Annotated in this window: 12 protein-coding genes and 1 pseudogene; 5 read left to right on the top strand and 8 right to left on the bottom strand. The window is 72.9% G+C overall.

All coding sequences use genetic code 11. The annotated features are described in order from the left end of the window. A partial coding sequence (locus TR48_RS36680) for a patatin-like phospholipase family protein (protein WP_042374965.1) occupies nt 1–681 on the bottom strand: 681 nt, incomplete at its 3' end. Nucleotides 682–831: 150 nt separating this feature from the next. Next, a complete protein-coding gene (locus TR48_RS36675) occupies nt 832–3,273 on the bottom strand; it encodes an RICIN domain-containing protein (protein WP_042374963.1) in 2,442 nt (813 codons plus the stop codon). Nucleotides 3,274–3,718: 445 nt separating this feature from the next. Here TR48_RS36675 and nadE point away from each other — a divergent pair, with 445 nt between their 5' ends. Continuing rightward, on the top strand, nt 3,719–4,549 hold the full coding sequence (gene nadE / locus TR48_RS36670; protein ID WP_042374962.1) for an NAD(+) synthase: 831 nt from the start codon (nt 3,719–3,721) through the stop codon (nt 4,547–4,549). A gap of 48 nt (nt 4,550–4,597) precedes the next feature. On the opposite strand, the gene TR48_RS36665 is transcribed toward nadE, so the two are convergent. Together TR48_RS36665 and TR48_RS39555 are read right to left on the bottom strand one after the other, a co-directional pair. After that, nucleotides 4,598–7,675 (bottom strand): alpha-mannosidase, encoded by a 3,078-nt coding sequence (locus TR48_RS36665; protein WP_042374961.1) that lies wholly within the window; start codon nt 7,673–7,675, stop codon nt 4,598–4,600. 79 nt (nt 7,676–7,754) lie between these two features. Continuing rightward, nucleotides 7,755–7,955, bottom strand: a complete 201-nt coding sequence (locus tag TR48_RS39555; RefSeq protein ID WP_052443350.1) for a hypothetical protein — start codon at nt 7,953–7,955, stop codon at nt 7,755–7,757. Between the two features lie 3 nt (nt 7,956–7,958). Here TR48_RS39555 and TR48_RS44020 point away from each other — a divergent pair, with 3 nt between their 5' ends. From TR48_RS44020 to TR48_RS44615, 3 genes are all read left to right on the top strand, one after another. Continuing rightward, a complete protein-coding gene (locus TR48_RS44020; protein ID WP_161789978.1) occupies nt 7,959–8,123 on the top strand; it encodes a hypothetical protein in 165 nt (54 codons plus the stop codon). A 72-nt stretch (nt 8,124–8,195) separates the two neighbouring features. Further along, the gene (locus tag TR48_RS36655; protein ID WP_042374958.1) at nt 8,196–8,585 is read left to right on the top strand and encodes a DUF302 domain-containing protein; all 390 of its coding nucleotides are present in this window, start codon (nt 8,196–8,198) and stop codon (nt 8,583–8,585) included. Between the two features lie 58 nt (nt 8,586–8,643). Then, on the top strand, nt 8,644–8,805 hold the full coding sequence (locus TR48_RS44615; protein WP_170183577.1) for a DUF8730 family Cys-rich protein: 162 nt from the start codon (nt 8,644–8,646) through the stop codon (nt 8,803–8,805). 3 nt (nt 8,806–8,808) lie between these two features. Here the strand turns inward: TR48_RS44615 and TR48_RS41315 are convergent. Continuing rightward, nucleotides 8,809–9,105, bottom strand: a pseudogene (locus TR48_RS41315) (helix-turn-helix domain-containing protein); the annotation flags it as partial. Between the two features lie 124 nt (nt 9,106–9,229). On the opposite strand from TR48_RS41315, the gene TR48_RS36650 reads away from it, so the two are divergent. Then, nucleotides 9,230–10,264 (top strand): saccharopine dehydrogenase family protein, encoded by a 1,035-nt coding sequence (locus tag TR48_RS36650; RefSeq protein WP_042374957.1) that lies wholly within the window; start codon nt 9,230–9,232, stop codon nt 10,262–10,264. Between the two features lie 11 nt (nt 10,265–10,275). On the opposite strand, the gene TR48_RS36645 is transcribed toward TR48_RS36650, so the two are convergent. The 3 genes from TR48_RS36645 to TR48_RS36635 form a co-directional block, all read right to left on the bottom strand. After that, nucleotides 10,276–10,809, bottom strand: a complete 534-nt coding sequence (locus TR48_RS36645) for a PAS domain-containing protein (protein ID WP_042374956.1) — start codon at nt 10,807–10,809, stop codon at nt 10,276–10,278. Nucleotides 10,810–10,951: 142 nt separating this feature from the next. Further along, the gene (locus tag TR48_RS36640) at nt 10,952–11,782 is read right to left on the bottom strand and encodes a geranyl diphosphate 2-C-methyltransferase (protein ID WP_042374967.1); all 831 of its coding nucleotides are present in this window, start codon (nt 11,780–11,782) and stop codon (nt 10,952–10,954) included. Between the two features lie 175 nt (nt 11,783–11,957). Continuing rightward, a partial coding sequence (locus TR48_RS36635) for a family 2 encapsulin nanocompartment cargo protein terpene cyclase (protein ID WP_042374955.1) occupies nt 11,958–12,916 on the bottom strand: 959 nt, incomplete at its 5' end.

Genomic DNA, 12,916 nt, shown 5'->3' with positions numbered 1-12,916 from the left:
GGCGCGGGGTGAGGGGATGGGGCCGCCGCCCGCCGCGACCGGGGCGACGATGACCACGGCGGCGCAGCCCGCCGCCAGGTCGGCGTTGGCCGAGGAGCAGATGCCGCCGTCGATCCAGTCCCGGCCCGCCGCGCTGACCGGAGGCCACACACCGGGGACCGCGCAGCTCGCCGCGACGGCGTCCAGCAGCCCCACCTCGCCGTCGCGGTCGAACGCGGTCCGCACGCCCGTGTGCGCGTCCACGGCGGTGACGAGCAGCCGCCGCTCCGGCCAGTCGTGGCTCAGCAGCCGCCCGGCCAGCACCTCCCGGTGCTCCGTCGCGCCGGACGGACGCGCGGCCAGCGCCAGCGCGCCCATGCGCGCGCCGAAGGCCGCCGAGTCGCGCGAGCGCACCGCACCCCACGCGTAGCGGGCCAGCACGGCCGCGCCGAGCCGGTCGCCGGTCTCTCCGGGCACGTGCCCGAGCTGGCGCTCGTACAGCTCGGCCGCGTCGAGGTGTCCGGAGGTCAGCTGCGCACCCACGACGGACCCGGCCGAGGTGCCCACGACCAGGTCGGCCGTCGCACCGAGGTCCACGCCCGCCTGGGCGAGGCCGTGCAGCAGGCCGCACTCCCAGCCGATGCCGGTCAGCCCGCCGCCACCCAGCACCAGCGCGCGACCCCGCAACGCCGCTCGGTCCATTCGTCCGCTCCCTGGTCCGTGGTGACGCAGCCGTGACGCCCGCATGGCGCCGGGAGCCGAACATACGGGTAGGCGGCGACGATGAGAAGCCCCGTTCCCTCCCGGCCGCTGCCGGAGCCGGAAGGGAACGGGCGCCCGTGGGCGGAGCCGTCAGCCGGTCCTGACCAACTGCCACTGCTGGTTCGCGCCGCCGTTCAGCGGCCACTGCAGCACCGTCGCGCCCATGGTGAGCGATCCGCCGCTGACGTCCACGAGTTGGGCGTCGGAGCGGCTCTCCAGGGTGTAGTACCCGTTCCCGGCCGGGGCCACCAGCCACTGCTGGTTCACGCCGCCGTTCGGCGTCCACAGGTCCAGCCCGGTGCCCTCCACGGCGCTGACGTTCGGCACGTCCAGCGCCTTGCCGCTGCCGACGCCCGTGACGGTGTAGTAGCCGCCGCCCGCGGGCGCGAACGTCCACTCCTGGTTGGCGCCGCCGTTGCGGGTCCACTGGATGACCGGCGTGCCGTCGGCGGTGCCCTGGCCCTTCGCGTCCATCGCCTGGCCGCTGTTGCGGTTGACCAGCACGTAGGTGCCGGAGAGGTCGGCGGCCGGGCCCGGCGTGACCTTCAGGTTCGCGAACTGCGCGCCGATCCAGCCGGAGGTGCCGACGCCGACCTGGCCGGAGCCGTAGCTCGCGTCGGTGACCGAGCCGACCTGCGTGCCGTCGATCGTGGCGGTGATGCCGCTGCCGGCGAAGCCGAGGGCGAGCGTGTGCCAGGTGCCCGTGCCCGGCGCGGCGACCGTGCCGGAGGCGAGCGTGATGACGGTGCCGCCGGAGCTGTTGCGCTGCAACGACCAGGCGCCGGTGTCGGACAGCTTCAGCTGGTAGGCGTCCACGTCGGCGGGCGAGAAGCCCTTCTGCACCCCGACCCGGCCCAACAGGACTGCGGATCCGGACTGCTGGAGCAGCGTGTCGACGGAGACGGTGTAGTCGGACCAGGACAGGTCCCCGAGCAGCGCGTAGGGATCGCTCCCGTTGTCCCAGGAGATGGGCGCCTGCGTGGCCAACTGCTGGACGCAGCTGCCGGATCGGCCGCCGAGGCACGGCTCCGACTCGAACGCGCCGTTCATCGCGGCCAGATAGGGCACCTCGTCGCCGGTCGGGGTGGAGCCGATGGCGGCGGTGTAGGGCAGCGCCAGCACGGACCGGTTCGGCGAGACGGCCGTGCCCGCGCCCTGGCCGGTGGTCGTGGTGACGGTGTAGACGTGCCCGGGCTGGAGGGTGAGCGTGTAGACGCCGCCGCTCGCGCTCAGGTCCGCGTTCCTGACCAGGTAGGAGCTCTGGTTGGTGGAGCCGAAGTCACTGGACCAGACGTGCAGGGCGCTGGCGGGCAGCCCGCCCTGCACCGTGAACGTCACGGTCTGCGCGGCGGACGCGTCGAGGGTCTCGATCACGGTGCTCCACGCGGACTTGTCGGGAGCGCGGTAGCTGACGTAGCTGCCGTTCGCGCGGTTGCCGCCGAGGTAGCCGCTGCCGCTGTCCAGGTACTGCCAGCCGGGGGCGGTGAACTGGGTGGTCTGCGCGACCGCCCAGAGGCTCTGGCCCACCTGGTAGTTGCCGGACCAGGGCTGAGTGGCCGTCATCAGTCCCATGGTGTTGTAGGGGAGGTTCTGATAGACCGAGGCGACCAGCGGCCAGTTGATGAACGCGCTCATCTTCGCGTCCAGGTAGCCGCGGTTGATCGCTCGGGCGATCGGCGCGCCGCCGGTGTCGAAGTCCTCCGAGCCGTTCTCGCTGGCCCACAGCTGCTTGCCGGTGGCCTGCGCGTCGGCGCTGCTGGAGCAGCTCGTCATCGCGGACATGTAGCTGCACGGGTAGTGGGCGCCGATGATGTCCACGGCGGAGTCCAGCGCGGAGTCGGAGCGCATGCTCGTGGCGATCGACCAGTCGCTGTCGGCGCCGACGACCTTGGTCGCGTAGCCGTGCGCGGCGAGTGCGGCGTGCAGGTTCTCGTACCAGGCGGCGTTGAAGCCGCGCTCGTTCCAGCCGCCGAGGTAGTCGATGGTCAGGCCGTGGGACTTGGCGCAGCCGAGCCAGGACAGCAGGTAGTCGACCATGTCCTGCGACCAGAAGTTCCCGCCGCCGACCCATCCGGGCGCGCCCCACGCGAGCCCGTACAGCTTGATGCCCGGGTTGCGGGCCTTCGCCTGCTCCATCAGCCACCACTCGTAGCCGGAGCCGCAGTCGACGACGCCGCGGGTGTGCTCGTGGCTGAGCTCGGAGCCGTCGGTGGAGTTGGTGTCGCCGCCGATCTCCACCTTGAGGATCTGCAGGGCGGCGCCGTAGCCCGGCTTGAACAGGTAGTCGAGGATCTGGCCGCGCTGCGGCTCGGGGTAGTCCGCGAGCAGGCGCGAGTTTCCGCCGCCGCCGGAGATCGCGCCGACGCCGTCGAAGGTGCGGCCGGTCGCGTTGCCGTCGACGGTGACGGCGGTCGTGGTCGTCGCGGCGCGGGCGCTGGCGCCGCCCGGCAGCTGGCCGAGGACCAGTCCGAGTAACAGGGCGAGCAGGGCGGCGACGAGCCGGAACGGCCGTCGTCGGGGGCGTAGGGACATGGCGGTGCCTCCGAATCCAACAGGAAGGAACGGGGAGACGCGCTCGGATCAAACAGAAGACAACTGATTTCGCCGAAAAATGACACTATGCAGTTGCTGATGACCCGTCAATGGTCCCGGTTGGTGTCGGCTCAGCTCATCTCAACGCGCGGACGCGGCCCTGTCCGTCGACGGGACGCCGCTCCTCGGGCAGCGCGTTCATCCGAAGACCGGGCGGCACATGCCCTACGTGGTGTGTCGGGCTGGCAGCGCCGCTCCAGCCCGTGAGGCGTTCAGCCGGTCGGACGAACCGAGCTCGGCCGGTGCTGCTCGAGGTACTCCAGCACCGGCCCGAACAAGCCGGTCAGCTGTTGGCGACGGTCACGGTCCACGCGCACTCGGATACGACCTTGGCGTGGGTAGGGTGGGCGCGGCAGCACATCGCGAACCGGAACAAGGAGCAGTTGTGAGCGAGTCGGCGTCCATCGCCCTGCAGCAGGAGATCGCCCGGGAACTCCAGGTCGCCGAGACCTTCGACGCCCAGACGGAGATCGATCGCCGGGTGGCCTTCCTCGCGGAGCGGCTGACGTTCACCGGGCTGCGCGCCCTGGTGCTCGGGATCAGCGGCGGCGTCGACTCCACCACGACGGGCCGGCTGTGCCAGCTCGCCGTCGAGCGGGCCCGGGCCGCCGGTCACGACGCGCGGTTCTACGCGATGCGGCTGCCCTACGGCGTCCAGGCCGACGAGCACCACGCGCAGCTCGCGCTCTCCTTCATCCAGGCCGACCACGTGCTCACGGTGGACGTCAAGCCCGCGAGTGACGCCGCGCTCGAGGCGACGCTGGCGGCCGACGTGAGCTTCCGCGACGCCTACCACCAGGACTTCGTGCACGGCAACATCAAGGCCCGGCAGCGCATGATCGCCCAGTACGCGGTGGCCGGCGCGCACGGCGGCCTGGTCGTCGGGACCGACCACGCCGCCGAGGCGGTCTCGGGCTTCTTCACCAAGTTCGGCGACGGCGCCGCCGACCTGGTGCCGCTGACCGGCCTGACCAAGCGCCGCGTGCGCGCGGTCGCGGACGCGCTCGGCGCCCCCGCCGAGCTGGTGTGGAAGGTACCGACCGCCGACCTGGAGACGCTTGCCCCCGGCAAGGCCGACGAGGACGCGCTCGGCGTCACCTACGACGACATCGACGACTTCCTGGAGGGGAAGCCGGTCGACGGGCGGGTCTTCGAGACCATCGTCGACCGCTACCGCCTCACCGCCCACAAGCGGGAGCTCCCCCACGCCCCCTGAGGCTTCGGCCTCCGTCGGGAGTGGCCTGACCTGCGGTGTTCCAGATCCTCACCCTGCGGTGGGGGTCAGCCGCAGGGTGAGGATCTGGAACGGCCGGAGGTGGAGCGGAAGCGTGCCGTCCGGGGCTGGTGCGTGGGCGGGTGCCTCGGCGAGCGGGCGCTCCAGGAGGTCCGTCTCGGTGACCCGGGCGAGCGGGAAGCCCGTGCGCAGCACGGTCCGCGCGCGGCCGCCGAGGCACTCGTAGAGGCGGACCACCACCTCGCCGCCGCGGTCGTCCGCGAGCTTGACCGTCTCCAGCACCACCGCCTCGCCGTCCACGGCGACCAGCGGGACGACCGGACGCGTGCCGGCGACCCGCCGGGCGGGCAGGTTGAGCGCGTGCCCGGCGCGGACCGCGTCCGCGGTGCTCGCGCCGGGGACGAGGCGGTAGCGCAGCAGGTGCGTGCCCTGGTCGGTCTCGGGATCGGGGTAGCGCGGGGCGCGCAGCAGGGACAGGCGGACGGTGGTGGTCTGACCGCCGTCGGGCCGGACGTCGCGGGTGACGTCGTGGCCGTAGGTCGAGTCGTTGGCGATCGCGACGCCGAAGCCGGGCGCCCCGGGCTCCGCCACGCGGATCCAGCGGTGCGCGCAGATCTCGAACTTGGCCGCCTCCCAGGAGGTGTTGCGGTGCGTGGGCCGTGCGACGTGCCCGAACTGGGTCTCGGCCTCGGACTGGTCCGCCTTGACGTCCAGCGGGAACGCCGCCTTGAGCAACTGCTCCGACTCGTGCCAGTCGACCTCCGTCGCGAAGTCCAAGTGCCGTGCGCCGGGGCGCAGCGTCACCGTCTGCCGGACGCCGGAGCCGCCGAAGCGGCGGGTGACGGTGACGACCCCCTCGCCCTCCGGGCCCGGGCGGGCGTCGAGGGAGTCGACGCCGACCAGGTCGGTGACCCGGTGGCGGTAGAACTCGTCGATGTCCCAGGCGTCCCACATGGTCGGGAAGTCGGGGTGCAGCTGGAGCAGGTTCGCCGCGAGGCCGGGGGCGAGGGTCTCGCGGTCCGCCGCGTGGTCGTACACCGAGACGACCAGACCCCGCCCGTCGACCACGACCCGCAGCAGGCCGTTGTCGAGGACGTGGCCGTCGGCGCGCTCCTCGGTCGCGACGGCCGGCCCGGGCGCCGGCAGCGGCGCGGCGCCCCCGGCGGCGACGCCGTCGCGCGCGTGCGGCGCGCCGTTGAACACCAGCGTGCCGTCGTCCCCCGCGCCGCCCGGGGCGTCGGCCAGTGCCGCCTGGGCGGCGGCGACCAGTGTCTCCAGCTCGGCGTGGACGCGGGTGTAGGTCTCCCGCGCCTCGCGGTGCACCCAGGCGATGGAGCTGCCGGGCAGGATGTCGTGGAACTGGTGCAGCAGCACCGTCTTCCACAGCCGCTCCAACACGGCGTAGGGGTAGGCGAATCCGGGAACGCGCAGGGCCGCCGTCGTGGACCACAGCTCCGCCTCGTGCAGCAGCGACTCGCTGCGCCGGTTGCCCTGCTTGGTCTTGGCCTGCGAGGTGTAGGTGCCGCGGTGCAGCTCCAGGTACAGCTCGCCGACCCAGACCGGCGCGTCCGGGTACTCGGCCTCCGCTGCCGCGAAGAACGCGGCGGGCGGCTCCACCGTGACCCGTGGCGAGCCCTCCAGATCCCGCAGCCGCTCGGCGCGCGCCAGCATCTCCCGGGTCGGGCCGCCTCCGCCGTCGCCCCAGCCGAACGGCGCGAGCGAGAGTGAACCGCGGCCCTTCTCCCGGTAGTTGCGGGCGGCGTGCGCCAACTGACCGCCGCTCAGGTCGCTGTTGTAGGTGTCGACGGGCGGGAAGTGGGTGAAGACCCGGGTGCCGTCGATGCCCTCCCACCAGAAGGTGTGGTGCGGAAAGCGGTTGAGCTGGCTCCAGGAGATCTTCTGGGTCAGGAACCAGCGGTTGCCGGCCAGCTTCACCAGCTGCGGCAGGGCCGCGGTGTAGCCGAACGAGTCCGGCAGCCAGACCTCCTGCGTCTCGACGCCGAACTCATCGAGGAAGAAGCGCTTGCCGTAGACGAACTGACGAGCCATCGCCTCGCCGCCGACCATGTTGGTGTCCGACTCCACCCACATCCCGCCGACCGGCACGAACGCGCCCGCCCGGATCCGCTCCGCCACCCGCGCGAAGATCTCCGGCCGGTGTTCCTTGAGCCACGCCAACTGCTGGGCCTGCGACATCGCGAAGACGAAACCGGGGTGGTCATCCATCAAGGAGACGACGTTGGCGCAGGTCCTGGCCACCTTGCGGACCGTCTCGCGCTGCGGCCAGAGCCACGCGGTGTCGATGTGCGCGTGCCCGACCGCGCTGATCCGGTGAGCCGAGGCGTGCGCTGGCGGGGCCAGCGCGGGGGCGAGCTCCGCGCGCGCCTCGGCGGCAGTGCCCGCGATGTCGGCCAGGTCCAGCGCGTCCAAGGCGCGTTCGATCGCCCGCAGCAAGTCGAAGCGGCGCGCGTCGTCCGTCGACAGCTGCTCCATCAGCTGTCCGAGCACCTCCAGGTCCTGCACCAGCTCCCAGACCTCGCCCTCGAAGACCGCCAGCTCCATCCGGGCCAGCCGGTACTGCGGCGTGCGGTCGCTGGTGAGACGGTCGCCCTGGTAGGTGGGGGAGTGGGCCACCAGCACCGGGTTGGCGGCGGCCTCGACGTAGAGCTCCGTCAGTTCGCCGCCACGGGCGGCGTCGGCGACCCGGACCCAGGACGTGCGCGGGTTCAGGCCCTTCACCGGTCTGCCGTCCGAGCGGTACACCAGGCCCTCGCACTGGAAGCCGGGCAGGTTCGGGTCGAAGCCGAGGTCGATCCGGGCCTCCACTGTCCGTCCGGCCCACGCGGCGGGCACCTCGCCGCGCACCCGGAACCACGTGGTGCCCCAGGCCGGCCCCCAGGCGGCGTCCGCCGGGCAGTCCTCGTAGGACGCCGAGAGGCCGTCGGCGACCGTCGGAGTCCCCATGCCGTCGGCCGGGGACGCCCCCGTGCCGTCGGCGTCCCAGCGTGCGACCTGGAGCGGGACGGACTCCCCGTAGACGGCGGGCTCGATCCGCTCCCGCAGCACACGGCGCAGACGGCGTTCGACGGTGGCGCGGTCGTCGTGCATGGCGGTGACTCCCGGTTCGGCTGTGACGACGGCGGGGCGGCCCGGCGGAGCGGGCCGGGCACGGCGGGTACGGGTGCGGTCAGGACGTGCCATCTCCGTCATACCCCGCCGCGCCGCCCCAGAGCAGCAGGCCGCCCAGCGCGGTGCGTCGATGCAGCACCGCCTTCCCGGCGCGCGCCGTGGCGATCAGCCTCGCGCCGCGCAGCGCCGCCGTCTGCGCCGAGACCGTCGCCGCGCTGACTCCCAGCGGCCGGGCCAGCTCGGAGGGAACGCGAACCACTACGTGTTCACCGACTACGCGGCGGTGGTCACGCAGCTCCAGGCCGACGGCCTGGTGACGGCCGCGGGGCGGGCCGGTCTGGTCGGGACGGTTGCGCCGGAGGTCTCCGTGCCGGAGGCGCGGCGGGTCGTGCGGCACTTCCTCGCGCGCCACGTCGCCGTGCGTTGACCCTCCGCTTATTACCCCTGGGGGTATAGTGGGCAGTGGAAAGTGAACGGAGACGAGGGAGAAGGGCGCATCGTGAGCTACGACCGCACCGTCCGGCTGGACACCACCGACTTCACCGCCGCCGTGGCGGCCGTCCGCGAGGCGCTCGCCGGGCAGGGCTTCGGTGTGCTCACCGAGATCGACCTGGCCGCGACGATGAAGGCCAAGCTCGGCGAGGAGTTGGAGGACTACCTGATCCTCGGCGCCTGCAACCCGCCGCTCGCCTTCCGTGCGGTCTCCGCCGACCGCAACATCGGCCTGCTGCTGCCGTGCAACGTGGTCGTCCGCCGGGACGGGGACCACGTCCTGGTCCAGGCGGTCGACCCGGGCATGATGGTCCGGCTCTCCGACGCCGAGGGCATGGCGACCGTCGCCGAGGAGGCCACCGCCCGCCTGGACGCGGCGCTCACCGCGCTCGTCTGAGCCTTCACCCGTAAGCCTTCACCCGCACCCGCCGTCCCCACCGAGGAGCCTGACCCCCATGTGCCGTCGCGTCACCTGCCGCCGCTGCGGGAAGTACACCTACGCCGGCTGCGGCCAGCACGTCGACCAGGTCCTCTCCGGCGTCCCCGCCGCGCAGCGCTGCGCGTGCGTCGTGGAGCCGAAGCCTGCCCGCAAGGGCTGGTGGCCCTTCGCCCGCTGACCGCTAACTGCGGAACGTCCGGCGGTAGGCGTCCGGCGGGACGCCGAGCGTGCGGTGGAAGTGGCGGCGCAGCGTCGTCGCGGTCCCCATGCCCGAGGCCGCGGCAATGCTGTCGACGCTCTCGTCGGTCTTCTCCAGCAGTTCCTGGGCGCGGCGGATGCGCTGCGTCAGCAGCCACTGGAGCGGCGTGGTGCCCGTCGCGGCGCGGAACTGGCGGCCGAGGTGGCGGGAACTGAGGTTCGCGCGGCGGGCCAGGTCCTCGACGGTGAGCGGCTGGTCCAGCCGTTCCAGGATCCACGGCTGGCCGGTGCGGCAGTACCCATGTCCGGAAGTGTACGGGTCATGTCGTTCCGGACACTGGGCGTCGACATCCGGCCGGACCAGGATGGTCGTCGTGGATCACAACGGAGATGCGGGAGCGGGCATGGGATCGGGACAGACCGTCGTGGTGTTCGGCGCCTACGGGCACACCGGACGTTTCATGGTGGCCGAGCTGGTGGAACGCGGGTTCGTCCCCGTGCTCGTCGGCCGTGACGCGGACAAGCTGCGGACCTTCGCCCAGGCCCACCCCGGGCTCGAGGCCCGGCAGGCCTCCGCCGACGATGCGGCCTCCCTGGACCGCGCGCTCGCCGGCGCGGCAGCCGTGATCAACGCCGCCGGGCCCTTCCACGCGACCGGCGGCCCGGTGATCGAGGCGGCGCTGCGCGCCGGGATCCCGTACCTGGACGTGGCCGCCGAGATCGAGGCGAACCTCGACACCTTCGCCCACTTCGCCGACCGGGCCCGGGAGGCGGGCACCGTCGTGCTGCCCGCCATGGCGTTCTACGGCGGGCTGGGCGACCTGCTCGCGACCGCGGCGATGGGCGACTGGACGACGGCGGACGAGGTGCGCATCGCCTACGGCCTCAGCAGTTGGCACCCCACCACCGGCACGCTCGCCTCCGGCGCCGTCTCCTCCGAGCGGCGCGGCGGCCGCCGTCTCCGCTACACCGCCGGACGGCTGCAGCAGCACGACGACGCGCTGCCGACCCTGCAGTGGTCCTTCCCGGCCCCGCTCGGACCCCAGCCCGTCATCGGCGAGTTCACCATGGCCGACGTCGTCACCGTCCCCAGTCACCTGGCCGTCCCGGAGGTCCGCACCTACATGAGCGCCGTGGCCGCCGCCGATCTGGCCGCGCCGGGCGCGGCCGCGCCCACCCCGGTCGACGAGCGCGGCCGCTCCGCGCAGACCTTCGTCGTCGACGTGCGCGTCCGCAACGCCGACGCGGAGCGCCGCGCGGTCGCGAGCGGCCAGGACATCTACGCCGTCAGCGCGCCCCTCGCGGTCGAGGCCCTCACCCGCATCCTCACCGGCCGCACCCGCCTCTCCTCCGGCGTCGCCTCCGCCGGAGCCCTCTTCGACGCCCCCGACTTCCTCCGCGCCCTCGCCGCCCACGTGAAAGTGGAGCTCCCGACCTGACGGCCGTTCAGTCATGCCCGCCCGCCCGGCGGCGCCGGGGCAGAGGCCAGCGCCCCGCGCGATCGGGGCCGCCCGACCGGTGCCGGGCCTGCGGAGTCTTCTCGGCCCCGGCAACCGGAGTGCGGCATGGAGGCGAGGAGTTGGGCCGAGGGCGATCCGGGCCCGATGCCGGAGCGCCCGGCCAGGCCCGCATCTGGCCCTCGCCATCGGGCTTGCCCGGCGGGCCCACGCCCCGGAAGCTCCACCCGGAACGCTCCGCCGCGCTCCTCGATCCGTCGGACCCCGCCCTCGCGGCGCACGATGCGGTAGCGGTTGCGGTACCGGCCGCCGCGCTCCAGCACCTCCGCGGTGGCGGCCGCGAGCCGTGCCGCGTCCGAGGCGTGCAGGGCGGCGAAGAACGCCTCCGCGCGGCCGCTGAAGTCCTCGGGGGCCACCCCGACCAGGTCGCAGACGGCGTCGTCCCAGTGCATGACGCCGCTGGCCAGGTCCCAGTGGAACGCCCCGGCCCGCGCCGCCCGGACCGACTCCGGCAGCGACGGCTCCACTCGTGCCCGCTCCACCAACTTCTGCCCCCCGGCCGCCGCGCACCCCCGAGGGCCGGGGCGTCGTCGCTGACGGGTGATCGGTTGACCACCTCGGATCATCCGATTATGGCGACTTGGCCCCGGCCCGGCTGTCGGCGCGCCGTCAGACGCGGTCGGCGGCGATCAGCAGGTACTGGAAGCTGCCGTCCTTGTAGGCGTCGAGGAAGGACTGCTCGATCCCGGTGGTGAGATGGGACTTGGCGCGCAGCTCCCAATAGGGGATGGTCGCGGCGGTCAGGTCGATGACGGTCACGGGGACGAGGCGGTTGGCGGCCATCTCCCGGAAGTAGGTGCTCCTTGGGTGGATGTCGCAGATGTAGTGGGCGTTGATCTCGCTGACCGCGCGGGACGGCAGCCCGTAGGTGTCGTTGTAGCAGCCGGTGATGGTGACGTAGCGGCCGCCGCGCCTGAGCTGCCGGGCGTGCTCGGCGAAGAGCAGCGAGAGTTCGACGTACATGGTGCTCTCGTTGTTCCAGATGCCGTCGAACGCGCCCGTCTCGAAGCCGGTGTCGAGCATGTTGCGCAGGTGGAAGCGGACCTTGTCGGCCACGCCGTGCTCCTCGGCCTGGCGGTTGGCGAACTCCACCTGGTGGCTGGAGATCGAGATCCCGTCGACGCGGCAGCCGAAGCGCTGGTTGGCGACCAGGCTTCCGCCGCCGCGTCCGCAGCCGGCGTCGAGCAGGCGGCCGTCGGCCGGGATCGGACCGAGGTGGTCGGCCAGCAACTGCGCCTGCACGCTCTCCAGCCGGTGCAGTTCGCGGACGGTGCGCTCCTCGCGCGTGTCCTCCGGGCCCTCCAGGACGGACCAGTCGGGTTCACCGATGCCGTAGTGGTGGTGGTAGAAGCCGTCGACCTCGCCCAGGCGCAGGTTGACGGGGTTGCGCTCGGCGTTCCAGTAGGCGGCGACGGAGTCCTGGTAGGGGCTGGTGCGCACGGCGCCGGCGGCCTCGGGGGAGAGGCCGGTGGTCTGGGACGGGAGGACAGCGCTCTTCTCGCTGAGGATCACAGCTTCTCTCTCCGGTTCTCGGTGATCGTGAGGTGGTGCGGGTCGTGCCGGTCGTGCGGTCGGTCCGGTGGTGCTCAGGCGGCCCTGCGGCGGGCGGCGTCACTCACGCGGTGTCGCCGCCGTGGTACCGGGCGCTGGTGCGGTGCCAGGTGTGGCTGCCGCCCATCCAGGCCCAGACGCCGGTGAGGAACCGCTTCAGCTCGGGCGAGCCGGCCGCGGCGAGCGCGGCGGACTCGGCCTCGATGGTGTGCATCAACTCGTCGTGGATGGCCGCGGCCTGGTCGACCGCCTCCTGGAGGGTGCAGCCCTCCTCGGCGGCGATCAGGTTGGGCAGGTTGGTGTCGGTCGGATCCTCCTTGGCCATGGAGTACAGGTCGTTGAGGAGGACGTTGGCGACCCCGGCGTAGAGGTAGGTGCGACGCACCCGGTGGTCGGCGAACTCGTGCGCGGGCAGCTCGTATCCGCCGACCGGGTCCACCAGGACCATGCACGGGAAGAAGGCGTTCTCGTAGCGGTGCAGCAGGTACTCCCAGACGGCCGGCCGTCGGCCGGACATCCGCCACTCCGCCTCTTGGCCGTAGCCGACGAACATGACGGCCAACTCGTGCCGCAGCCGGGCGACCTGGGTCGGGTTGGCGATCGTTCCCAGCAGCGTGAGCGCGGAGCGGAACGCCTTCAGCACCGGCTCCTCGGCCACGACCTGCTCGAACTGCCCGTAGTAGCGCGGTGGCAGGCGCACCGGGTCGACCACCGCGTGGGCCAGCGCGACCCGGGGCCCGATCAATTCCGGCCTGGTGTCGTCCCCCTCGTCGACCCAGTGGTCGTCGACCGCCCACTCGGCGAGCCCGCAGCGGGCGGCGGCGAGCAGCCGGTCCGCGTCGTCGGTGTCGGGGTGGGCGAGCATGAACAGCCGGCCGAAGTCGTGCGAGCGCAGCCGCTCCAACCGTCCCTGGAACAGGCCCATCTCCGCGGCCCAGGCCACCAGCCGGTCGTTGACGAGCCGGCCGAGGGCCGGATCGTCCCGGGCCGCCTCGGGGCAGTACAGCGGTGGCACGGTCACGC

This window comes from Streptacidiphilus neutrinimicus (assembly GCF_000787815.1).
In the GTDB taxonomy this organism is placed as follows: domain Bacteria; phylum Actinomycetota; class Actinomycetes; order Streptomycetales; family Streptomycetaceae; genus Streptacidiphilus; species Streptacidiphilus neutrinimicus.
This window is presented reverse-complemented; position numbering and strand designations above follow the sequence as displayed.

Excerpts from the sequence above, each read along its gene's own strand:
- TR48_RS36650 (WP_042374957.1), top strand. The coding sequence starts at position 9,230 with ATGGGATCGGGACAGACCGTCGTGGTGTTCGGCGCCTACGGGCACACC.
- TR48_RS36665 (WP_042374961.1), bottom strand. The coding sequence starts at position 7,675 with ATGCACGACGACCGCGCCACCGTCGAACGCCGTCTGCGCCGTGTGCTG.
- TR48_RS36675 (WP_042374963.1), bottom strand. The coding sequence starts at position 3,273 with ATGTCCCTACGCCCCCGACGACGGCCGTTCCGGCTCGTCGCCGCCCTG.
- TR48_RS44615 (WP_170183577.1), top strand. The coding sequence starts at position 8,644 with ATGTGCCGTCGCGTCACCTGCCGCCGCTGCGGGAAGTACACCTACGCC.